This is a genomic window from Sphingobacterium sp. HMA12 (assembly GCF_002933815.1).
Lineage (GTDB): Bacteria > Bacteroidota > Bacteroidia > Sphingobacteriales > Sphingobacteriaceae > Sphingobacterium.
In genome coordinates, this window is the sequence record NZ_BEYR01000001.1 from 185,528 (window position 1) to 209,368 (window position 23,841).

The 23,841-nt window shown below is 37.8% G+C and carries 20 protein-coding genes and 1 tRNA gene; 12 read left to right on the plus strand and 9 right to left on the minus strand.

Features of this window, described 5'->3' with window-relative positions; translation table 11 throughout:
* Positions 1 to 100: 100 nt before the first annotated feature.
* Positions 101 to 505, minus strand: a complete 405-nt coding sequence (locus HMAT_RS00795; protein WP_233789072.1) for an NUDIX domain-containing protein — start codon at positions 503 to 505, stop codon at positions 101 to 103.
* A gap of 103 nt (positions 506 to 608) precedes the next feature.
* Between HMAT_RS00795 and HMAT_RS00800 the strand changes: the two genes are divergently transcribed.
* The 3 genes from HMAT_RS00800 to HMAT_RS26870 all read left to right on the plus strand — a co-directional run bounded on the left by HMAT_RS00800 (position 609) and on the right by HMAT_RS26870 (position 3,321).
* The gene (locus tag HMAT_RS00800) at positions 609 to 2,312 is read left to right on the plus strand and encodes an Eco57I restriction-modification methylase domain-containing protein (RefSeq protein ID WP_104380928.1); all 1,704 of its coding nucleotides are present in this window, start codon (positions 609 to 611) and stop codon (positions 2,310 to 2,312) included.
* 92 nt (positions 2,313 to 2,404) lie between these two features.
* Positions 2,405 to 2,478 (plus strand) — tRNA-Ile (locus tag HMAT_RS00805).
* 546 nt (positions 2,479 to 3,024) lie between these two features.
* A complete protein-coding gene (locus tag HMAT_RS26870; RefSeq protein ID WP_158655547.1) occupies positions 3,025 to 3,321 on the plus strand; it encodes a hypothetical protein in 297 nt (98 codons plus the stop codon).
* 134 nt (positions 3,322 to 3,455) lie between these two features.
* Here HMAT_RS26870 and HMAT_RS00815 read toward each other — a convergent pair whose 3' ends face one another.
* Both HMAT_RS00815 and HMAT_RS00820 read right to left on the minus strand, forming a co-directional pair.
* Positions 3,456 to 4,064 (minus strand): hypothetical protein, encoded by a 609-nt coding sequence (locus HMAT_RS00815; protein WP_104380930.1) that lies wholly within the window; start codon positions 4,062 to 4,064, stop codon positions 3,456 to 3,458.
* Positions 4,065 to 4,202: 138 nt separating this feature from the next.
* A complete protein-coding gene (locus HMAT_RS00820; RefSeq protein WP_104380931.1) occupies positions 4,203 to 4,595 on the minus strand; it encodes a hypothetical protein in 393 nt (130 codons plus the stop codon).
* Between the two features lie 334 nt (positions 4,596 to 4,929).
* On the opposite strand from HMAT_RS00820, the gene HMAT_RS00825 reads away from it, so the two are divergent.
* The 4 genes from HMAT_RS00825 to HMAT_RS00840 all read left to right on the plus strand — a co-directional run bounded on the left by HMAT_RS00825 (position 4,930) and on the right by HMAT_RS00840 (position 9,046).
* Positions 4,930 to 6,105, plus strand: a complete 1,176-nt coding sequence (locus tag HMAT_RS00825; protein WP_104380932.1) for a hypothetical protein — start codon at positions 4,930 to 4,932, stop codon at positions 6,103 to 6,105.
* A 268-nt stretch (positions 6,106 to 6,373) separates the two neighbouring features.
* On the plus strand, positions 6,374 to 7,072 hold the full coding sequence (locus HMAT_RS00830; RefSeq protein WP_104380933.1) for an RNA ligase family protein: 699 nt from the start codon (positions 6,374 to 6,376) through the stop codon (positions 7,070 to 7,072).
* A complete protein-coding gene (locus HMAT_RS00835) occupies positions 7,073 to 8,182 on the plus strand; it encodes an AAA family ATPase (protein ID WP_104380934.1) in 1,110 nt (369 codons plus the stop codon).
* Between the two features lie 291 nt (positions 8,183 to 8,473).
* Positions 8,474 to 9,046: a Crp/Fnr family transcriptional regulator gene (locus tag HMAT_RS00840; RefSeq protein ID WP_233789073.1), complete on the plus strand. Its 573-nt coding sequence runs from the start codon at positions 8,474 to 8,476 to the stop codon at positions 9,044 to 9,046.
* A 35-nt stretch (positions 9,047 to 9,081) separates the two neighbouring features.
* Here the strand turns inward: HMAT_RS00840 and HMAT_RS00845 are convergent, their stop codons facing one another.
* Complete coding sequence (locus tag HMAT_RS00845) at positions 9,082 to 9,567, minus strand: hypothetical protein (protein WP_104380936.1); 486 nt, start codon at positions 9,565 to 9,567, stop codon at positions 9,082 to 9,084.
* A 408-nt stretch (positions 9,568 to 9,975) separates the two neighbouring features.
* Between HMAT_RS00845 and HMAT_RS00850 the strand changes: the two genes are divergently transcribed.
* From HMAT_RS00850 to HMAT_RS00865, 4 genes are all read left to right on the plus strand, one after another.
* Entirely contained in the window at positions 9,976 to 12,288 is a 2,313-nt protein-coding gene (locus HMAT_RS00850; protein ID WP_104380937.1) for a GH92 family glycosyl hydrolase, read from the plus strand.
* Positions 12,289 to 12,434: 146 nt separating this feature from the next.
* Complete coding sequence (locus HMAT_RS00855; protein WP_104380938.1) at positions 12,435 to 12,935, plus strand: DUF2199 domain-containing protein; 501 nt, start codon at positions 12,435 to 12,437, stop codon at positions 12,933 to 12,935.
* A gap of 453 nt (positions 12,936 to 13,388) precedes the next feature.
* Entirely contained in the window at positions 13,389 to 14,780 is a 1,392-nt protein-coding gene (locus HMAT_RS00860; protein WP_104380939.1) for a DUF1080 domain-containing protein, read from the plus strand.
* 11 nt (positions 14,781 to 14,791) lie between these two features.
* Positions 14,792 to 16,207: a Gfo/Idh/MocA family oxidoreductase gene (locus tag HMAT_RS00865; RefSeq protein ID WP_104380940.1), complete on the plus strand. Its 1,416-nt coding sequence runs from the start codon at positions 14,792 to 14,794 to the stop codon at positions 16,205 to 16,207.
* An 857-nt stretch (positions 16,208 to 17,064) separates the two neighbouring features.
* Here the strand turns inward: HMAT_RS00865 and HMAT_RS00870 are convergent.
* Positions 17,065 to 17,424: a helix-turn-helix domain-containing protein gene (locus HMAT_RS00870; RefSeq protein WP_104383238.1), complete on the minus strand. Its 360-nt coding sequence runs from the start codon at positions 17,422 to 17,424 to the stop codon at positions 17,065 to 17,067.
* Positions 17,425 to 17,582: 158 nt separating this feature from the next.
* On the opposite strand from HMAT_RS00870, the gene HMAT_RS00875 reads away from it, so the two are divergent.
* Positions 17,583 to 18,113, plus strand: coding sequence for an NAD(P)H-dependent oxidoreductase (locus HMAT_RS00875; RefSeq protein ID WP_104380941.1), 531 nt, complete (start codon positions 17,583 to 17,585; stop codon positions 18,111 to 18,113).
* A gap of 98 nt (positions 18,114 to 18,211) precedes the next feature.
* Here the strand turns inward: HMAT_RS00875 and HMAT_RS00880 are convergent, their stop codons facing one another.
* The 4 genes from HMAT_RS00880 to HMAT_RS00895 form a co-directional block, all read right to left on the minus strand.
* Positions 18,212 to 18,967, minus strand: a complete 756-nt coding sequence (locus HMAT_RS00880; RefSeq protein WP_104380942.1) for an SDR family oxidoreductase — start codon at positions 18,965 to 18,967, stop codon at positions 18,212 to 18,214.
* Between the two features lie 50 nt (positions 18,968 to 19,017).
* Positions 19,018 to 19,410, minus strand: a complete 393-nt coding sequence (locus tag HMAT_RS00885) for an AraC family transcriptional regulator (RefSeq protein WP_104380943.1) — start codon at positions 19,408 to 19,410, stop codon at positions 19,018 to 19,020.
* 558 nt (positions 19,411 to 19,968) lie between these two features.
* Positions 19,969 to 21,642, minus strand: coding sequence for a M1 family metallopeptidase (locus HMAT_RS00890; protein ID WP_104380944.1), 1,674 nt, complete (start codon positions 21,640 to 21,642; stop codon positions 19,969 to 19,971).
* Between the two features lie 3 nt (positions 21,643 to 21,645).
* Positions 21,646 to 23,820: a DPP IV N-terminal domain-containing protein gene (locus HMAT_RS00895; protein WP_104380945.1), complete on the minus strand. Its 2,175-nt coding sequence runs from the start codon at positions 23,818 to 23,820 to the stop codon at positions 21,646 to 21,648.
* Positions 23,821 to 23,841 lie beyond the last annotated feature (21 nt).

The following is a 23,841-nucleotide window of genomic DNA, read 5'->3' on the forward strand; positions in this document are numbered from 1 at the left end:
CAACAGCCTTGATTGATCAGATACAAAAGCTATTCTAATTCTGGAATTTTGACTTAACAGTCCGAAAAAACAATCTTTAATTTCTGTTTTGCTCCTGTGGCTAATCGATGAGTTTTAGATCTTTTAGTTTCTGTAATATAAGATGATCCACAGCGGAAGTTCTGTTTTTATCAGCAAAACTGATCCATTCAAAACTCTCTATTTCATTGGAAGCTGTCAAAATACCAGTAAATTCGGCAAAGTAACAAGACATCTGCACGATAACATTCTTTTCGCACCCGTCAGCCGCAGCTTCAAAGGTGCCAAAATATCTGACAGAATTCTCAATGATATCTACAGATAATTCCTCACGGATTTCTCTCCTTAGACATATTACATCAGTTTCACCACGTTCTCTTTTTCCGCCAGGCAAATAAAATTTGTCTTTACCTTTTGACCGTGTACTTAAGATTTTCTTATTAGAAATGTGAATTAATGCAACTTTATCAATCATGTTATTGTCCATCTGTATTATTTAATTACCGAATATAATAAAAATGATTCGAACGAATTTTCTCAGATTAAATATGGGGTGAGTAGAGTGTAATTTGATAACTTTGAGCATATTTATGAATACTATAAAAGACGGTCTAAATATCAAGAAAAATGGAGCAACATTTACCCCCGTACTGCTTGCTGGATTTTTGGCAGAAAAAATACTAAAATATAATACTAAAGATTCGGTCAGGGTGTTAGATCCTTCTTGTGGGGATGGCGCGTTATTACTTAGTATTGGAAAGGAATTGATTTCGAAGAAAATAGCCTTTCAGCTGAGGGGGGTTGATATCAATTATAATTATCTGGACAAGGCAGAGTCAATGCTTGAAAGCTACTTTGGCGGATCAAGATGCCAGGTTCAGTATGCTGACTTCCTGGAAAGTATTTCCTTTGATGATACTCGCTTTGGAACGACTAAAGGTATTTCCTTGGATATGAATCAATGTGCTGATATCATCATTGCCAATCCGCCTTATGTTAGAACGCAATTATTAGGTGCGAACTACGCTCAGCAGATATCCAAAAAATATGGACTTAAAGGGAAAGTGGATTTGTACTTTCCTTTTATTAAGGCGATGACTTTTGCTTTAAAAGAGGGTGGGATTTTGGGTGTTATTACATCAAACAAATATTTGAATACAAAAAGTGGGGAAAGTATACGTGAGTTTCTGAGGGAAAATTATGAGATATTAGAAATCATAGATCTAGGAGATACAAAATTATTCGATGCTGCGGTATTGCCGGCCATATTCATAGGAAGAAAAACACGTACCGATAATACGGAAAGTTGCCAGTTCTTTAAAATTTATCAAGACTTTAATAAAAAAACGAAGCTAAATGGTAAAAAAATGTCCATTTATGAGGCCTTGAAAAATAACTATATTGGCAATTTTAAACACAATGAAAATTCCTATATATGTACATCGGGTGTTGTGAAATTTGATTCATCCAATAAAAGCAACTGGATCTTGCTGGATGCGGGGGAAGAAGAATTTGTGCGCAAAATCGAGGCGGCTTGTTTTTCCAGAGTAAAAGATCATTTTAAAGTCAAAATAGGCGTTAAAACAACCGCCGATAAGGTATTTATTCGTAAAGATTGGGGCGCCTATGATACCATCGAACCAGAGGCAGAATTAATGTATGATTTGATATCACAAGAGAACATCAAAGCGTGGGGAACGCCTAAAACAAATTTAAGAATACTATATCCCCATTTTGACAACAAAGGTAAGCGTCATCGAATAAATCTAGAGGATTATCCTAAGACAAAAGAATATTTGCTCAGTAATTTTGATGTACTAAACAACAGGGACTATGTTCTAAAATCTGGCCGCGGCTGGTATGAGATTTGGGTTCCTCAAAACCCGGCTCTTTGGAAACTCCCCAAAGTCGTATTTCCGGATATTAGTATTGAGCCCCGATTTTGTTTTGACCCCAGTGGTAAGTTGGTGAACGGAAACTGCTATTGGATGGCAGCCACAAACGAGAAAGATCTTGATATTCTTTTGTTCATTCAGGGCGTCTGTAACTCCAGATTAATGAATTATTATCATTCATTGATGTATAACAATAAACTTTATGCGGGAAGAAAACGTTACTTTTCTCAATATATAGAAAACTACCCTCTTCCTAGATTCTCAAGTGCAAACTTTCAGGCTATAGTTGCCCTTGTTAAACAACTGAATAATAGCGAGACCTTGGATAAATCCGATCTGGAAAATAAACTAAACGAATTAATCAATGAGGCATACGGACTTTGTAGGGATTGCTTTTAACGAATATCAGCATCTATTCCAAGAGTTATTTTTTGGAGTTTTTATCTTGATTTTATATATTTGCAGACCTTTCAAAGTAGAAGTGTAAAATTGCGCCTATAGCTCAGTTGGTTAGAGTAGAAGACTCATAATCTTTTGGTCCCTGGTTCGAGCCCAGGTGGGCGCACTTCTTTTCTATAATCCATGCATTCAGGATATTATGTTTTCTCTACTATCTTATTTTTTACACGGTATCATAGATCGAAATTGTTTAGGGACTAACGACCTTAAATAAAAATAATTTAGTTTGTTCCGAAATAGATGAGTCCTATGCATTAGGGTAGTAATGTCCATTGGAGAAAATTGTCCATGACTACTGTCCAATGTGGTTTGGTATGATCAGGTTCGTTCTGATCGTTGACTTCAAAAAATTATAGATATTTTTCAAGAACTGGTTTATATGTACAGGATTTATTGGATCTGAGCTTTAAATAAAAGTCAGCGCATACTACTATGGTTTAAATTAACTAACTTAGCTATTATCCTTGGCTGCGAGGTTCGGAACATTCCCTAGCGAACTAGAAAAATGAACCGGCTTTGAGCCACTCGCCCCCGGATTCCGGGGGCTTGTTTTTAATTTTTTAATGTATCGGGATGTGTAAATCCGGAAAACAGCGGGAGAAACCAGTTACCATATGATGTGTTATAAAAAGCTGGTGATAAAAAACAAGTAATGGTAAAATTCTTAAAAACAAAAGGTACTCTTTTCTTAATCCTTGGGATATTGGGGTTTGTCGCTGTAGCCGTCACGGTTGCAATATTGGGAACTGGACATTCTGCTCCCGATAAATTAATGGCGATATATATCGGGATATTCGGATTAATTCCAATCCTATTGTTGCTTGTTATCGATCGCATCTGCGTCTGGAAATTTGGGCCGGCTAAAGTAAATAAAATAGAGGTGTATATTCTCACTGCCTTCATTTTACTTTTCGTTTTAAACTGGATCCGCCTACAATCCCAGATTTAACGAGGGTGCAGCTCCGTAATTAAAAAACTTGATCGTGTAGTATCTATGTAGATCTTGATCTTACAGAGAAATAAATAATCAGTTTTTAAAGATTTAGGAAATTGCTGCTTTTATTTTAACGAATAAACTTGTTATTAATCCTGTTTAGTTGCTAGGTTAAGGATATCGGCGATAAACTGGTCAAACTCTTCTTGTGAATCGACTAAGTACGCATTTTGGTAATGATCAATACGGTGTTGGATATGCGTACGTATTTTATGTTCACTGTAAGTCGAGATAATGATAACATACTTGTTGCGGAGGTTGATCTGTTCCAGAATTCCATTGACCGAATAATTACAGCCACTACTAAATAGTAGAATATCTGCTTCGGCCGCTGCACTATACAGATGAACGTCATTAAGCAGATTGAGTTGCTCGTTATTCTCAATCAATGTAGTGTATGTGTCCTTCAGCCAAAAGTAAGGTTGCCAAAGACAGATTGTGTAGACCGTTTTTAAAGGTAGTGGAACTCGGTCATTTGGACTGTCACATCGATTATTTTGGATGGGATACGCTGTTTGATCAGCGGTAATTGGTCTACTTGACAAACGGGCAAGGCTTCGGGCAATATTAGTACGGTGCATATGATATTGAGTGGTCATACGAAACTGTTCACCTACCAGACCGCAGACGTCTAATTGCTGTGGACAGACAAATGGCATTTTAAACCTCTTGCTGATTATATTGTATAATCTTTTCATATTATTATGAATTGTTATCTGAAAAACTTTGGATACAATATCCCGTTTATTTTCTGTCCGAGGAAGTGAACGTAAACGGGATATTAATGTTAAAGGTACTTGTAAGGTTAGCCCATTGTGGGTAATCCTATCGTTTGATTATATATTTACTTTATAGCGAATATTGATTGCCAGTTGGCCCACGAAAGCTGCTTTTCTATTACTGTCTAGGTTTGCCATTGTTTCGGCACCATTGATCACGATGTCCTTTAAATCGGGCTGATCGTCCTTAGAAGTTGTCTCTTTGAAAAATTGAACGGCCTGTCCGAGTTCATAGCTATTTGCAATAGCTTGACTCAAGGTTTCCTGTAGATCATCGGGCATAGTCATCAATTGAAATTTTTGGCTAGTGGTCAGTGCGAAATTTGCTTCCATCCAAGATAAAAAATTTTGTCGAATAGCTTTTGTTTCGATTGATAATAAACTTTCTGGCAGTGCCAAGATCCGAAATTGTACTTTGGCTACGCCATGATTGTTGAATTGTTGTTTCATTATTTAAATTTATTATATTACAATATCTTAATATTTGATTATAAATTATCTTTTTTTTACTCAAAAATATGATAACACGACAATAAAATGTAGATTATTGGCTGGTTAAACCTCGCTAAGGCGACGTATATTTATCTAAAATAACAATTATTAGCGGTTTGTCTTTAAATCTTGTCCTCGGGCAGTGTTATGATTTTGTTAATTATTTTATAAATATTATCTTTTTGTGTGGTGTTGTTTTATAATTTTGATATTATTTATTATATTGGTATAGTTTTGTAAGTAAGTGCTTCAAATTTGTTATCCTAACCAGATATTATTTCGGAGAAACGTCATGAAATCTATTGTCTATTTTTTTTGCTCGCTGATGCTGTCTATTGTTTTCAATCTGAAAACAATATCGTTTCAAGGTTTTTTGGAACGATCGGATCAGTTTAAATATTGGATTTTGGTCGTCATAATGATCTGTGTCTTTTGGATTGGGGCAACAATGGTATCACTGGTGCTTAATCTGCCAACATATTGGAGTGTACCTTATATGCGTGAACGATTAGGGGAACAGGCAAAAAACATTCCTGGTCTTGATGTTATCCTGCATTTTATCGCTTTTTTTTCGCTTCTTTTGGTGTCTGTTTTTCCATTTCTATTATTGTATGTGGCGATTATCTTTGTATATAGCCAGTCTTCGGAAGAACGGTCAGTGCTTTTTGAATTACATATGCAAATCTATGGTGTGCGTTACGCAACTATCTTTGTGTCATATAGTTTGATGGTGTATATGTGTGAAAATTGGTCACTGCTCTATCATTCCATTGGCCAAAGGCAAAACTTGGCTGTCATCTATAACAGGCCTCTAATGCAGGTAATACGTAATGTAAGTTCGGAGAAAGAATTAGCTGTTCCAGCGCAAAGGGTAAGACTGAGAAAACCTTTGATGAAAAAAAGACCGGCTTTTGAACAATTTGAACAAACAGCACCGATCGTTTCGCTAAATGAATCTAGGCCGGTAAACGAAAATAGTTTAAAGAAGAAAGAGCAATTCTATGGAATGGACATCGAAAACATCGACATCTATCTATTGGCTGACCTGTTGGCTAAAAAGGGTGAGTTTGTCCAACAAATCAACCTGCAACAGCTTCGATTTGTTGATCTTGTTGCAGTGTATACTACGGCAGAGACCAAATGCATTATCTTGCGTAACGGAACGACATTGGGCTGTCCGACAATTTTCGATCAATTAAAGAAGGCTGGCATGGAAAATTGGTTTGTCAAAATATCAAAAAATTATGCAATCAATATGTTCTTTGTGCAATATCCGATCAAACGTGTGGCAGATGACCTGAAATTACAGCCATTTGTTGAGAATATGCTGCTACAAAATATTCAACAAGAGCAGCTTAATGAAATATTACGGACCGGAAAAGGACTTAGGGGGCATCATGTCAAACTTTTCTTAAACAATCAAGAGAATTATTCACGTACCGGCTGGAATATGCATATTAATATATAGGAAACATTGGCCCCCCACATTAGTAAAAGAACTTTTATTTATAAGTTTTGGTTATTCCGTTGTGCCCGCTGGCATAACGGTTTTTTTATTCTCAGAAAATTATCTATTTTTGCCGCAATAGATCATTATTTTTATAATTTTTTAACACAGAGTCATGTAATGCTGTATCAATATATGGGGATAACGTAATCAGCTGGGAGAAATACCCAACTCGTTTGCCGCTATACCTATGTGTTTAAATCAACATTATTCACTTTAGTTTAAAAAAATGGAATCAACGAAATATGGTCGTACCTACCATTTCCCCTTTTCACCGGGGACAAGCAGCGATGATCGTTTTAATTATGAATACTGGAAGGATATTCAATCCTTCTCAAATTTACTTTATACTGAGAAACTGGATGGCGAAAACAATTGCCTATCCAGGAGGGGGGTATTTGCCCGGTCACACGCAGCGCCAACAACATCTCCATGGACCGCACAGTTGCGTGAACATTGGGGACGCTTAAAGAATGATTTAGGTGATCTGGAGTTTTTCGGTGAAAACCTCTATGCGGTACATTCAATTGAATATACGCAATTGGAACACTATTACTATGTATTTGCCGTTCGGGTTAAAGATACTTGGCTTTCATGGGAGGAAGTAACGTTCTATGCTGCTCTATTTGATTTACCTTTAGTACCGGTATTGAGGTCTGAAAAAGTAGCAGACATAGCGATAATACATTTGCAAGAAACTGTTCAAAATCTAGCTTCCCAGCCTTCGGTGTTAGGCTCAATGGACCCTAGACTGGAAACCGAATGTAGCGCAGAAGGTCTAGTCTGTCGGAATGCAGATGCTTATCCAGTCTCCAGATTTCAACATAATGTCTTTAAGTATGTGCGAAAAGGACATGTACAGACGGATGAACATTGGACAAAATCCTGGAAAAGAACAAAGCTTATTTGGGAAAGGAGGATTAGCTAGATGGAATGGAAATTAACAGCAGATAAAGACTGGGTGAAACTGGAAAAACAGTTCTCTTGGGTAGCGGACATGCGGAATGTTCAGCAGGATCCCTTCCATCATGCAGAGGGTAATGTTGCTGTCCACACGCAGCTGGTACTTGAGCAGTTGCAACAATCCAGTGACTACAGAGGGCTTAATAGGCAACGGCAGGAGCTACTTTGGGCAGCGGCATTGCTGCATGATGTCGAAAAACGATCTACCACATCGGTAGACGGAGAAGGAAGGGTCAGTTCGCCTGGTCACGCGCGGAAGGGGGCAAAGACAGCCCGTGAGATTTTGTTTCGTGATGTGGAGACACCTTTTGCCCTTCGGGAAGAAATCGTAGGATTGGTCCGGTATCACGGACTTCCGTTGTGGATCATGGATAAAGTTGATCCAATGCGCAGCGCTTTAGAAGCATCGTTGCAGGTAAATATGCCCGAGTTGAAACTGTTGGCTGAGGCCGATGCCAAAGGGCGGATCTGTCAGGATCAAGCCGCATTACTTGATGTATTAGAGCTATTTGAACTGTATACAAGGGAGATTGGTTGTTGGTATTCTCCGCGATTTTTTGCGACACTGAATGCACAATTTACGTACTTCAATAAAGCAGATGGCTATGTGGATTATGTTCCTTTTGATAGGTTCAAATCTAAGGTTACTCTACTAGCTGGATTGCCGGGAATGGGCAAAGATCATTATGTAACTAATCATAATGAGGATATCCCTGTCATTAGTCTAGACGATATTCGCCGTAGATATCGTATAGATCCAACAGATAGAAAGCGGAACGGCTGGGTAGTGCAACAAGCGAAAGAACAGGCCAAGATCTATTTACGCAAGGGACAGGATTTTATCTGGAATGCAACTAATATTACAACATTGATGCGTCAACAATTGATTGATCTGTTTGTTAGTTATCAGGCTTATGTTAAATTGGTTTATATTGAAAAACCGAACAGCCAATGGCGTTTGCAAAATCGAAATAGAGCCTATCCTCTCCCGGAGGTAGTATTAGATAAAATGCTCCATAATTTGGATGTCCCACAGCTGACAGAGGCACACGAGGTGCTTTATTTGGTCGAATAATGAGGGAATAAAAGATGTCTAATGTTCAAATAGAATTTTGAGATGGGATACAAAAATCATATAACCTCAGATTGTTTTTAGTAAATGAAATTAGACATCTTTTTAAAACAGATGCAAATTTGACCGATGATGAGTCAGTTAAGATTTAGCTGTACGTTGACAGATTCCTTTCAGTCGATTAGGGTTGCTAGTAGCGAGATTTTTTGAGAACTTATACTTTGTCCGAATTAACTTTTTATGGTATCTTGCGGTAGCGGTGAAATTTTGATTATCAAAATAAATTATAATGTATTGGAAAAATTTAGAACACATTTAGAGAAATTTATCCAAATCGATGATATTACATTTGAAATAATATCAAAGTACTTTGATGTTATTTCAATAGCAAAAAAGGAGAACTTACTAGAAGAGGGGAGAGTCTGCCGATATCACTACTTTGTATTAAAAGGAATATTGCGTAAGTTTTTCGTCAATGAAAAAGGCGTAGAGCAAACGACAGAATTTGCTATTGAAAACTGGTGGCTTACAGATAATATGGCGTATGAACATAAGCTTGTCAGTTCCTTCTACATTCAAGCTGTTGAAAAATCGGAGGTTTTATATATCAGTCAAGAAAATCAAGAAAAATTAATGGTAGAATTTCCTATAATGGAACGCTATTTTCGTTTTGTATATCAGCGAGCTTATGCAGCTGCCCAAATGCGTGTTAAATATCTTTTTTCGTTGCCTAAAGAAGAGTTTTATCGCGATATGCTACGTAAGTATCCAGACTTTGTGCAACGTGTACCGCAATATCTTATTGCATCTTTTCTGGGTTTTACTCCAGAATATTTGAGTGAAATTCGAAAAAAAATTGGTTCTTGAAAATACACGATAGGCCCTAAAAAACAATTTGCAAACTAATAGCATTGATCCGAATCTGTTATTCGGTAAGGTAGCATTTGAAAGTACAGATTATGTTCTTTTGAATAATTCTTGACTAAATTATTGAATTTTTCAATTGCTTTTTCTTCGGACTTAGCAAAGCAGTGCAAGTTGATTTCCAACGGTCTTTCCAAAGTAGCTTCTTCTATTCGCAGTTTTCCAACTTCCGAAAGGACTACTGCAAATGAAGTTTTACAGATCTCGATTTCTAATTTATTGTCAATCAACTGGGAAGAAATACTGTAATAAGAATCGTTATTTTGGATTTCATCTTGGAAGGGATCTAAAAGCGTAGTTATGATGAAACGATAGCCATATTTCGCATTACCAAAAAAATGGTCGATATATTCCTGTGCTTTTTCATAAGTAGAGAAAACGCCCTCTAGATTGGTGAATACATCTGGATCTTCTTTAATCTCTTTTGAAACTACTGTATATACCTTAATGGAGTTGGTTGTCATATTTTATAATGCTACTGTCTATACGTGTAAGTAAAGTTTTTCTGCAAAAAAACTAATTTGAAATTTTATCCTTGATATGTTTAAGGATAAATCGTCTTTTTAAAATAAAAAAATTTCCTTTGTCTACTTTGTAGCCTGTGTGGAATATATGTTTGTGCTTTAAAGTTGTGGATAATTTTCGTTTTATCCAAATTTTTTACTGGTTGTTTTTATTTTATTTTTTAAAATAGAAGAACTCCTCGGTGTTTCAAAACCCCTTCCAATCTATCTCTAAAAAGGTAAAATCGTAAAAAAATTAGACGGGTGAACTAAACAAAACATAAAGTATTAGTACTTTTATGGGTAAGTAGACACAAGATTGTGGCTCGAATAGAATATTCAATCTTTAAACCTAATTTAATTAATCTAATGCGAATAGATTTCTTTAGAAGTTTAGTTATACTTTTATTCTTCTCAAATTGTACAGGGCATAGCCAGTTGGCTTTGAATAAGTGTGTAAACCCATTTATCGGAGCAAGTACCAGTGTAGAGGGAGCAGGGACTTATCATGGTTTGGGGAAGACTTTCCCCGGAGCTACAGCTCCATTTGGAATGGTGCAAGTAAGTCCCAATACAATCACAGGCGGTGATAACGGATCTGGATATAGTAATGAACATACGAGTATTGAAGGATTTGCTTTTACTCAAATGAGCGGTATCGGATGGTACGGTGATTTAGGGAATTTGCTTGTCATGCCGACCACGGGCGTATTGAAAACAAGCGCCGGAACATTGGATAATCCTGATAGTGGCTATCGTTCCAGGTACGATAAGGCGTCAGAGCAGGCAACAGCAGGGTACTACTCCGTGTTTTTGAGCGATTATGGGATCAGGACGGAGACTACGGCTGCTCCTCATAGCGGTATGTTGAGGTTTACGTTTCCGAAAAGTTCACAAGCTAGGATTCAGATTGATCTGGCTCGACGTGTAGGGGGGACATCTGTTGAGCAGTTTGTGGAGGTTTTGAATAATCATACAATCGCAGGCTGGATGAAATGTACTCCTGATGGCGGCGGCTGGGGGGATGGTGCGGGGGATCCAAATTATACGGTATATTTCTATATGGAGTTTAGTAAGCCATTGAAAAATTATGGTGTTTGGTCAGCTGCTATTCCGGAGGATAGTTCCAGAAAATTGGCGGATGTAACTAGTGAGCGTTATCGGCAATATATCCGTGAGGCGAAAGTGGAAAATGCTGTGCGGCAGAAAAAAGGTAAACATATTGGATTCTATACCGAGTTTGATACGGAGGAAAATGAAAAGGTACTATTAAAGTCTGGGATTTCATTTGTAGATATTGCAGGTGCCAAGAAAAATTTACAAAGTGAAATTCCGGATTGGGATTTCGAAAAGGTACGGCGTAAAATAGCGCGGGATTGGGATAAAGCGCTCGAAAAAATAGTTGTTGAGGGCGGTAACCAAGAGGAACAGACTGTATTCTATTCGGCTCTATATCATACGCAAATTGATCCAAGAACATTCCAGGATATCGACGGTAGATACTGGGGCGGGGACAATCGTATTCATCGGGGAAAAAATTTTACCAAACGAACGATATTTAGTGGTTGGGATGTATTTAGAAGCCAAATGCCGCTGCAAACTATTATTAATCCAACCCTGGTGACTGATATGATAGAGTCATTGACCAGTTTGGCAGAAGAGAAGGGAAAAGACTATTTGGAAAGATGGGAGTTTCTGAATGCTTATAGTGGCTGTATGATCGGCAACCCTGCAGTTGTGATGATCGCTGACGCATATGTAAAAGGTATTGATAATTTCGCGATAGATAAAAGCTATAGACTTGCTGTACAAAGTGTGGAGAAATTTGGAAATGGTGAAAAGGGATTTACCTCCGAGTCCCATGGCATCTCCAATACATTGGAATATGCTTATTCGGACTGGTGCATGTCTCAATTTGCAAAAAAACTAGGAAAAATTGAAGATGCGCAGAAATATGCTGAACGTGCCAAAGCTTATCGAAATATTTTTGATGCGAATAAAGGGTGGTTTAGGCCAAAAGACGGGGATGGAAATTGGTTGCCTTGGCCAGAAGAGGGGCGGCTAAAACAATGGTACGGATGTATCGAGAGTAATCCCATACAACAGGGATGGTTTGTTCCTCACGATATTGGAGGAATGGTGGATTTAATGGGAGGAAAGGATAAGGTTCGGGCTGATTTGGAAGATTTTTTTGCACATACACCACAGGATATGATGTGGAATGATTATTATAACCATGCCAACGAACCTGTACATCATGTTGCCTTTCTATTTAACCATTTGAATGCACCTTGGCTTACACAAAAATGGTCGCGTGAAATTTGTAAACGAGCGTATAAAAATGCGGTCGAAGGTCTGGTGGGGAATGAGGATGTGGGACAGATGTCCGCTTGGTATGTATTGGCTGCCAGTGGTATATATCCGATAGCGCCGGGAAGCACTCGCTATGAAATAACTAGTCCGGTTTTTAATCGAATTACTTTAAATTTTGGAAAAAAAAACGCGTTTACCATTTTGGCTAATAATAATTCGTCAGAAAATATATATATACAAAAAGCAACCTTAAATGGCCTGAATTATTCAAAGTGTTGGCTCGATTATACAGAAATCATGAAAGGGGGTACACTTGTATTAGAAATGGGAGCTAACCCAAATCGAAATTGGGGAAACGGAAAGGATTAATGTTGTTGAGTAATTTGAAGATTTGGCTAAAATTCTGATGGTTGAGCATGGTAGGTGATTTTCAACAATAGAATTAATTTTCATAGGAATTTAAAAGTTTGATTAAGTTTGTAACAAAGAAAAATGCATTTTTTGAATGGAGATATATGGATAATTTTATTTGTCAAAATTGTGGTGTGGAACATACTGAATTGCCATCCTTGGCGTTTAATGCTCCCTTTCATTATGATATATTAAGCTCATTGGATAAAGAAAAATTTACGGATAAAGATGATGATTTTTGCGTGATTCACCACGAAGACCAAATAGATTATTTTATCCGTGCTGTTTTGCAGATTCCCATTTTGGACCATGATGAAACGTTGGATTACGGTGTCTGGGTATCGGTGAGCAAAGAAACGATAGATGACTATCGCCTGATGTTCGCAGATAAAGAAGCGGAGGAAAAAAACTATTTTGGTATGCTATGTAATGAAATAGAGGATTATGAAAGCTCAACAATCGGGCTGTATATGCAAGTTGTTACCCAACTGGATGGATACCGGCCGCTATTGATACCTTACGAATCGGAACACCAGTTGGTACAGGAGTGGTTAAATGGTATCCATCGAGATGAAGCTATGCTACGTGTTAATTCGGTTTTGTAGCCCATTAAAGCTAAATTCGCTTTTTGTGCAAGGCGTATCGCTTAGATGCAATTGGTTTCCAGAATCTGGTGATTTTGTATAAATAAATCTATCTGCACTTTTTTAGGTATCTCGGCTCCTCGGTCGTTATGCGGTATAGTTGTATGAAGCTTATAAGCTTTCCTTCCCCCATTAAATTATGCATTAGATTTTTTTGATGTTTCAAACGTTTTCGTAAATAAATCATACAACTTGGTTCGTTTGACCTATATTAATTAATATATTGTTTTATTAAAGCAATTGGATAAATAACCATTAGGTAAAGATAGTGCGCCGATCTCCTAAATCGAAAGGGATTAAATTGCATAATAACTTTAATATCCCAATATTGAAAAATACGGTGCACATGATATGAGTAATAAACCAATATTCAATAAATAAACCGGGCTACGAGCTCAAGAAGTAACTATCACAATGAAAAGAAACACAATATTTAAGTCTGTCTTGATGGCAGCGATGGTTGGAAATTCAATTTTATCGCATGCGCAGATAAATAGGGACACCGAAACAGGGTGGACAAACCTTTTTGATGGGAAAACGCTGAATGGCTGGAAATCTGTAGGCGGAAAAGCTCCTTATTCTATTGAGGGAGATGCAATCGTGGGTCGAATGACGAAAGGTACTCCCAATTCATTTTTGATTACCGAGAAAGAATATGGTGATTTCATATTGGAACTGGATGTTAAGCTCGAAGGCAGCCAAACAAATTCAGGAATCCAGACCCGGAGTCATCTAGACCCCAAAGCCAATGATGGGCGCGGTAGAGTGTACGGAAGACAAGTGGAGATAGATCCCTCAGCCAGGGCCTGGACTGGCGGCATTTATGATGAGGCACGTCGCGGTTGGATCTATCCTTTAGATCTCAATGAAAATGCAAAAAAAGCTTATAAAGCTGAGGAATATAATCACATTAGAATCGAAGCAATTGGCGATGAACTGCGTACTTGGATCAACGATGTACCTGTTTCTTATGTCGTGGACACAATTGACCGGACAGGTTTCATTGGCCTACAAGTACATAGTATCCCCTCAGAATTAGATGGAAAGAAGGTCTATTTCAAAAATGTTAAAATTAAGACGAGCGACCTACAGTCGAAAGGTTTTCCGAAGGAGGTCTATATCGTCAATCTAAAACCAAATGAAGTTATCGATGCTGAAAAGAAAAAAGGAGTTAAGCTTTTATTTGACGGAAAAACAAATAATGGATGGCGCAGCATTCATGGGAATAAATTTCCTGATCGTGGCTGGGAGATTAAGGATGGGCAACTAACTGTTTTGAAATCTGATGGCGGTGAGTCTACCAATGGCGGTGACATTGTAACAAAGGATAAATACACCTTGTTTGATCTATCTTTTGAATTTAAACTTAGCCCCGGGGCCAATAGTGGTGTCAAGTATTTTGTAACATTAAAAGAAAAGTCCAAAGGATCGGCTATTGGTCTTGAATACCAAGTGCTTGACGATGAATTGCATCCTGATGCAAAGTTAGGAAGAGAGGGCAATCGTACTTTAGCCTCTCTTTATGACCTGATCACATCAAATAGGGATGGACGTGCCCGGAGACCAATAGGTGAATGGAATAGGGGTAGAGTCGTGGTGACAGCTGATAATAAAGTTGAACACTATTTGAATGGAATTAAGATGCTGAGTTACGAAAGAGGATCGAAGGAGTTCAAGGATCTTGTTGCTATCAGTAAATATAAGGACTGGGATAACTTTGGTGAGGCAAAAGAGGGGTTCATCCTATTGCAAGATCACGGGGACAGGGTTTCATTTCGCAGTATAAAGATTAATACACCAAACTAAGCTTAGAGTTTATGAACCATTATTTATCACGCAGAAGCTTTGTTAAACAATCTGTTATTGCAGCAGGTGCTGTAATGTTATCGAATAGTGTCTTGGGTAAAGTCAATCTTGCAACACCAAATGAACGGGTCAATTTGGCCTGTGTGGGTTTGGGGAATAGGGCGGCAGATATTATAAAAGAACTTTATAAAACCGGACTTTGTAATATTGTTGCATTATGCGATGTCGATCTGGGTGCGAAGCAAACGCAGGAAATTCTGGCAATGTTTCCTGACGCACCAAAGTTTAAAGACTTTAGAGTTATGTTTGATAAAATGGGAAGTCAGATCGATGCGGTCAGTATTGGAACTCCTGATTTTTCCCATTTTGCGATAACAATGTTAGCCCTTGATCTTGGAAAACACGTCTATGTGGAGAAGCCAATGGCGCGAACATTCCTTGAAGTTGAATTAATGACCAATAAAGCCAGGAAGAACCCAAAACTTGTAACACAAATGGGAAATCAGGGACATTCCGAAGCAAATTACTTTCAATTTAAGGCTTGGAAGGAAGCCGGGATAATCAAAGATATCACTCGGATAGACGCACATATGAATATGCCGCGGAGATGGCATGGATGGGATGTGAATATGAAAGGATTTCCTTCCGCTGAAATAATGCCGGAAACTTTAGATTGGGAGCTATGGCAAATGCAAACACTGGGTCACAACTATAATAAAGATTTTGTGAATGGGCAATGGCGTTGTTGGTATGATTTTGGGATGGGGGCTCTTGGTGATTGGGGAGCACATATATTAGATACTGCGCATGAATTCTTGGATCTTGGGCTACCAACCGAAGTAAGTGCCGTCAAACTTGATGGACATAATTCGTATTTTTTTCCTATGTCTTCAACACTGAAATTTCATTTTCCCAAACGGAAAAAAATGCCTGCGGTTGACATTAATTGGTACGACGGATTAGATAATTTACCACCTATACCAGATGGTTACGGTGTTTCGGGATTGGATCCGAATATTCCAGCTCCTAGTACAGGTAAATTGGAACCAGCAAAATTAAATCCCGGAAAAATTATTTATGGAAAGGATCTGACGTTCAAAGGTGGCTCCCATGCAAGCATTTTGCAAATCATTCCCGAAGCGAAAGCAAAGGAAATGGAATCACGTCTTCCAGAAGTTCCAAACTCACCGTCTAATCATTTTACTAACTTCTTAAAAGCGTGTAAAGGAGAAGAAAAAACAAGGTCGGCTTTTGAGATTGCCGGACCTTTGAGTCAAGTATTCTGTCTGGGAGTAATCGCCCAGCGTTTAAATACCAAATTGATCTTTGATCCCACAAAAAAGGAAATCAGTAACGATAAATTTGCTAATGCACTGTTGGCAGGACCACCCCCCGCAAGAGGCTGGGAGCAGTATTATAAGATGTAATCTGATCATTTTGATTTATAACAACAGCGAGGGATATTTAATTTATACCTCGCTTTTGTTTATCAGGCTTTTATCGAGGAGCTAACTTTGTTTTACTATGACGTTAAACGCCAACGTATTCAAATACATTGTATTGGATGGGACAAATCGGAAGTATTTTGATTCTTGATGGAACTATATGAGCTATTGCAAATAATTTTTTTACAATGCCTTGGTATGGATTATGATGAGTTGCAATAATTATCAGACACGCTATTTCAGTTTGATATTAAAAATTAAATAATGAAAAAGATTCGAATCAATATACTGGGTTTGATGATGAATTACATTGTTTTAACCGAAGATTGTTGATAATATACGCGCAATAGTTGCACCAAAAGATAAACATTGATATTGAGACTATTTGTAGATCGCACCGGTCTTGAGATTTTTGCCCCAAATGGTGAAATCTACATGCTGATAAATTACAATTGTGACCGTAATAATTTGTATTATACTATTAGCGTATTTGAATGGTCAGGCAATTTTAGATCAAGCTGATCTATATAAACTGAAAAGTATTTAGTCTGCTAAAGAGAGGGGGAAGACGGAATAGATAGAAACAAAAAAGGTTTTCAAACGGGGAGAATGAAAACCTTCAATAACCAATTATAAACCTAAATTATGATAGTACAAATGTAAGTGTATTTTATACACTATGCAAATTTATTTTAAAATAAAAACATCAATATGATAATAGCTATATCAAATGAGGTTTTGATCAAACTTTTTGATGGTATAATAAATGAACACTAACGCGTCTAGGCCAGAGGGCATTCAATGTTTTTGCTTGTCTTTTTTTGAAATATCAATAAATCTTAAAGAGAGAGTCTTTTTAGTTTTTCTCCCCATTTTCCAAGTTCCTGAATAATTGGAGATAATTCATGACCAATTGCTGTCAATTCATATGTTACTCGTGGTGGAACTTCTGGATATACCGTACGTTTTACAACTCCACTTTCCTCTAATTTTCTCAATTGCAACGTCAACATACGTTCGGTAATATTAGGAAGACACTTTCTGATTTCATTATATCGAAGACTTCCGTTGATTAGATAGCAACAGATAGCTAAAGACCATTGACTACCAATAATATGAGCTGCAAATACTTCAGGACACTCATTTGCTAACATTTGCTTATTGGCGAAATTACTCGAACTTTCTTTGATCTTTGTCATCACGTACATTTTTTATAGTACCGAACATTGGGTTACCACTGCACCAAAATAAGGATTATCTACCTATTTTTAATCCAAAATAGGAACGATAATAAAACTATTACAGCTATTAGATGCTGTGTGTAAATAGTCTATAAACTTTTGAATAACTAGAGATAATGAAAACATTAGTAATTGTAATACACCCAAATATAAATGGATCCATCGTTAACAAACGGTGGATTGAAGAATTGAAAAAATATCCAGACAACTATGAAATCCACCAATTGCATGAAAAGTATCCCGATGAAAAAATAGCTGTTAAGGAGGAACAACAATTGATTGAAAAGTATGATAAAATTATATTTCAATTTCCATTTTATTGGTTTAATTGTCCCCCACTTTTTAAAAAGTGGCTGGACGAAGTGTTAACATACGGATGGGCCTATGGAAAATCAAGTGGTTATAAGTTAGCGGGAAAGAGAATTGCATTGGCGTTGTCTGTGGGAATTGATGAAAAAGAGTATTCCACTACGGGCAAGTACAAATATCACTTAGATCAATTGACTAGTCCATTTGAAGTTACCTTCAATTACATTCACGCGAATTATCGGCCACTTTTTGCCTACTATGGTATTGAACGGAATGCTTCTGAAAAATGGATCGAAGCGAGTGTTCCACTTTATCTTAATTTTTTGGAACAGTTGTAGGCCTCCTGTATTACATTAAAGCCGTAAGGGCTTCATTAGGCTTATATTTGAAATCAAAGGCATCTCTAACTTAAAGAGATACCTTTGATACGGCTGGACTATCGGGTAGTATATCCTCCATTAGCAAAAATTGTCTGCCCAGTGATCCACCAGCCGTCTGTAACGAGAAATTCGACTAGCGGAGCAATGTCCTTAATATTGGTCAAACCTCCTAGTGCAGCGGCGGATTTATGATATGCTACGGCATCTTCGCTCTCTTGTCCGTAGAAAAATGGTGTATCCATTGGACCGGGAGCCACAGCAGTAACGGAAATCCCTCGATCGCCAAATTCCTTTGAAGCAGCGCGTGTAAAATGCTCAACCGGTGCTTTCAATCCCTCATAAGTGGAATAAAGACCTGTATAGGCGGCGAGTAAAGATGTGACAATTGTGCAGATTTTACCATTGTTATTCAATTTTTTTCCAGCTTCTTGAATAAAGAAATAGGCAACTTTGGAATTGATATCACTCATGCTATCATATTCATCCACTGTAGTATCTACAATTGTTTTTTTTAATACTTTACCAACAGTATTAATTGCAATATCAATTCCTCCATATTGAGCTATTGCCGCATCAAAAAGTTTACTGATGTTTTCGACCCTAGTAAGGTCTGCTTGAAATAGGATAGCCTCAGTTCCAGCAGCCAGTACTTCTGCCAATGTTTTTTCAGCGTCGGCTTTGGTACTCTCACTGTTATAATGGATCACTAATTTTGCACCTTTGTCAGCAAAATCTCGACTCAATAAACCACCAAGGTTTTTCGCGCCACCAGCGATTAATACAACTTTTCCTTTTACATCATGCTTTGCCATAATATTTTATATTTTGATTATAACAAATCTCACGAAAGAAAATGAAGATATTATGGTGAACTTTTCGCTTTTTTCAATTGACGAAATTGAGAAGGGGTCAAGCCCTCATATTTTTTGAAAAATTTAGTGAAATTCGAAGGGTCGTAGGTAAGTGTTTGAGCAATAACTGAGATACTCCATGTGGTATTTATTAAAAGCTCCTTAATACAATCCAATATCTTATGTACATAAAAATAGCAAGGATGATTTCCACGTGTTTCCTGTATTATTTTAATAAGATGTTTTTGAGAGATACAAAGTGTGCTGGCAATATCCTTTAACTCTAGCATTTCCACCGCTATACCATTCACTAATTCGGATAAATGATGATCCAGAAATTCAAAGTACCGGATCGTAATTTCTTCGCTTCTCTTCTTATGGTTGGGTAATAATTTTCCAGTCATGCTAATCCTCCTAATTACAGTTAAATAAATATACGGAAATTCCCTGTTTTGGAAGTCGATGGCTATTAGATTAAAATCGCTTAATGAAAAATAATCTGAAGAGAATTTATCATTTTCAATTAATCTTAATCGCGCTATATTTAATTTATCTTGGTGAGAGCTAAGAACAAAAAAAGGTTTTCAAACGGGGAGAATGAAAACCTTAAATAACCAATTATAAACCTAAATTATGATAGTTCAAAGATAGTGTGTTTTGTACACACTTGCAAGTTTTTTTAAAAATAAAATAGAAATGCTGGTACCATCAGGCCCGCTCATTATGGAATCACCGGATGACAGTTGTTTTTTATATCTTCTAGTTTGAATAAGAGCAATTTCTTTTTCTTCCAGTTCTCTGATCTTATGCACATAAAAAAGAACCAATATTAGGTTAAAGTTGATTAATCCACAAGAAGACCAAGCGACTTATTGTATAGATTTATGTTCAAGAAATTAAAAATTAACACCGTAATTTTTTTTTATGGCAGTTTGGAGAATCTTAAATCCCGAGGAGAAATATTACTCTGCTAAAATCCCAACATAATAATTGAACCTGTCTATATCAATATTCTCTTTGTTTAGTCCTGGAATTTTAATTGATTGAAAATGTTGATTTAAATGAATCAATTGTCTTTTTTGACCTTTTATCCCAATATGAATTGGCATATGAAACCCTTTGACTTCGCTAATCCATCTCCCCATTATTCCTCCGGAAGCATCCTGTTGGATCTCTAATGTCGGGATAGATGCATGCTGCACATACTGTTCAAATACTTTTGATAGATCCAAACCAGATTGCTGGCTTAAATAATGGACAATATCGTTATAGTCAACTTGTTGATGGTAGAATGTGCTGTTTAAGCCCCGTAATAACGCACGCCACTTATCATCATTGGCTATCATTGTACGGATCATGTTGAGCATAACACCACCCTTTGGATACATATCACCGGAACCTTCTTTGTTAACGTGATATGGTCCCTGTATGGGAATGTCATTTTGAATGCCGCGTCGAATACCATGCACATAAGCTTGACTAGCTTCTTTTCCATAAAAGTAATCAATGAACAACGCTTCAGAATAGTTGGTGAAGCTTTCGTGAATCCACATATCGGCGAGATCAGCAGCCGTGATGTTATTACCAAACCATTCATGGCCCGATTCGTGTACGACAATGAAATCCCATTTTTTTCCCAAACCCGTGCCTGACGCATCGCTGCCAAGATAGCCATTTTGGTAACCATTGCCATAAGCAATAGCACTTTGATGCTCCATTCCCAAATGATGAGTCTCAACCAATTTGTAACCGTCCTCGTAGAATGGATAAGGGCCAAACCAATGCTCAAATGCGGTAATTGTCCGCTTTGCATTGTTTTGAAGATGCGCCTTTTTATCGGCTGTATTATTCTCACGCAGGATATAATAATCTATATCCAACGGCCCTTTTTCACCTTGATGCTTTTCCTTGAAATGGACGTAGTCACCAATATTGATAGCAACATTATAATTGTTGATAGGATTGACTACTTTCCAGTGGAATTTTGTATATCCGTCATTTAGATTTTCGACCTTGGTTAATCGTCCATTGGATACGTTCATTAACCCTTTAGGGACAGCTACTGAGATCAACATGCTGTCCACTTCATCATATTGGTGATCTTTGTTTGGCCACCATACACTAGCGCCCATGCCTTGACAGGCTGTTGCTACCCATGCTTTTCCATTACTGTCTTTTTTCCAGTCGATACCCCCGTCCCATGGTGCTCGTATCGCTTCTGTAGGTCGCCCTTCATAATAGACGGTGAATTCTTCCTGGCTGCCCTTGCCGATTATCTTTGGGAAATCTACATACACCGCGTTATATTCTCGGGTAAAAGGAAGGTCTTTTCCTTGATAAACGACTTTGTTTACTTTTAAATCCACAAATAAATCGAATTGCAGGCGCTTAAAATCTTCCACTACCCTGAAGCGGAATAAATTGGAGCCCGAGATGAATTTGCTGTCAATATCTACCTTGATATCCAGATGATAATATTGAATGTCATAGCAAGTTCTTAGGGGTGTCAGGTTACCCCTAAGTGAATCTGCTCGGGTGAATTCATTTTTGACTTTCATCAGCTGTGCGGCCACGTGCTTGCTGTTTGCCATTAAAATGCCACAGACGACAAGTGCAATTAAATATGTTCTTTTCATGTGTTATCTTCCGCCTGGAGGGCAATGTAATTTTAAATAGTTTGTAAACAATGTTTTTAGATGCTCGTTGGTTCCTTGTCCTTCACTGATAGCGTGGCTACGGTTAGGGTAGGACATCAATTGAAACTGAACGTTGTTTTTGATCAGTTCATCAATCAGCACTTCGGCGTTCTGATAATGCACGTTGTCATCACCGGTACCATGTATGTATAACAGATTTCCTTTGATATTTTTGGCATACTTTAATGGCGATCCATTTTCAAAATCCGTTAGATTTTCTTGAGGTAAGCCCATGTAACGTTCTTGATAAACATTATCATAAAGCAGCTGATTGGCTACTGCGGCGATCGCTATTCCAGTTTTATAGATTTGCGGATATTGTCCCAGCAGATTAAGTGTGCTCGAACCACCGCCGCTCCATCCCCATACTGCAATGCGTGAACTATCCACGAAAGACCATTTCAATATTTCTTGTGCCGCAAGTGCCTGATCACGGATATTGAGCTGCCCAATCTTACGGTAAATGCTTTTCCGCCATAGATTGCCTTTAGGAGCAGGAGTACCACGGTTGTCAAGTGAAATATAGATATAGCCGTCATGAGCCATATTTCCTTTGTATAAGCTATTGTATCCTGCACCAAAATTGTCCAGGACCGTTTGTGATGCGGGTTCACCATACACCATAAAAACCACGGGATACTTTTTGCTGGGATCGAAATCAAGGGGTTTGACCATCCAGCCATCTAGCTCTATGCCTTCGACGGTTTTTATTTTGAAAAATTCTGCAATGCCATCACTCGCTTTCTTTTGGCGCGTAGTTTCAAAGTCTACTAGAGTTTGATGGCTCGGTAGTGATACCACGGCATCGTATTTAAGTTCAGCGCGATTACTGAAGTTAAAGACCGCCGTCTTACCGTCTTTGGAGATATCATAATCGCAAGTTCCCTCAAAAGATGCAGGTGTGAGCCTTTTGGGAGAACCACCTTTAGTAGAGATACTATACAGATATTTTTGAGTCGCATTGGTAGGCGAAGCAGTGAAATAAATTGTTTCTCCTTTTGGATCTAGAAAATCAAGAGTAATAATGTCATAATCTGCTTTCGTAATCAGCTTTTCATTACCTTTTAAGTCGATTTGATAAATTTTCCGCCACCCGTCTTTTTCGGATACCCATATAAATGCCTTCCCGTCCTGGATCCAGTCCCAGCCTGAAGGATCATTATTATTCCATCTTGCCTTGATATCGATCCAGGAATCACTCGTTTCGCGATGTATCGCTTGAGCTTTATGAGTAGCAATGGAGGCTGTGTAAATTTTACTCTCGTTTTGTTTCCTGTTTAGTTGCTGAAAAATAAGTTGTTTGCTATCCAAGCACCATTCCATGCGCGGAATATAATGCTGCGCAGGATCTCCGGGGATATTGATATGATGGCTGTTTTTGCTAGCAAGTTCATAAGTCCAAATTGAGCACGCGCTTGGTGATTGTCCTACCTTTGGGTATTCGACAGGAATAGTAAAAGAGTAGAGACTATCCGTGTTATTGATCATTAGAAAATTGCGGATACTACGTGCATCAAGCTTCCAGTAGGCAATCGATTGGCCGTCGGGAGACCACCTAAAACCATCTTTGCAACCAAACTCTTCTTCATAGACCCAGTCAAATGTTCCATTGATCATTCGGTCAGTACCATCGGTTGTAACCGCGCTGATGGCTCCATTAGTTAAATCTTCAACATAAATATTATGGTCAGCTTTGTTTACATAAGCTACTTTGTCATTTTGGGGACTGAACTTTGCAAACATCAACTGAGCTGAGGGAAACTGCTTTCCCAATTGTTTCAATTGATTTGACTGTTTGTTGTACACCCAGTAGTCTCCTCTTGTATTCTCGCGCCACACCTTCGCACTATTTGTATAGATTAAAATTAGTTCCTTATTCTTGGATATGGAAAAATTCTCAACTTTTAAAGCTGTTTTAGTTCCTTGAGGAATGAGTAATTCATGAGATAAAAAGATTGTTCTGGCACCGTTTTTAGGATTGACGGTTTCTATACCTCTATCTGAAAATTCATAATATTGATCATTATTTTCCATCCAGAGTCTCTGAGCAAAGAGTGGATTGGATACGTAGAGAACCAATAACAGATTGATTATAATAAAATGTCTAATTCGATTCATATGTTTATGATGGTTTTTTAA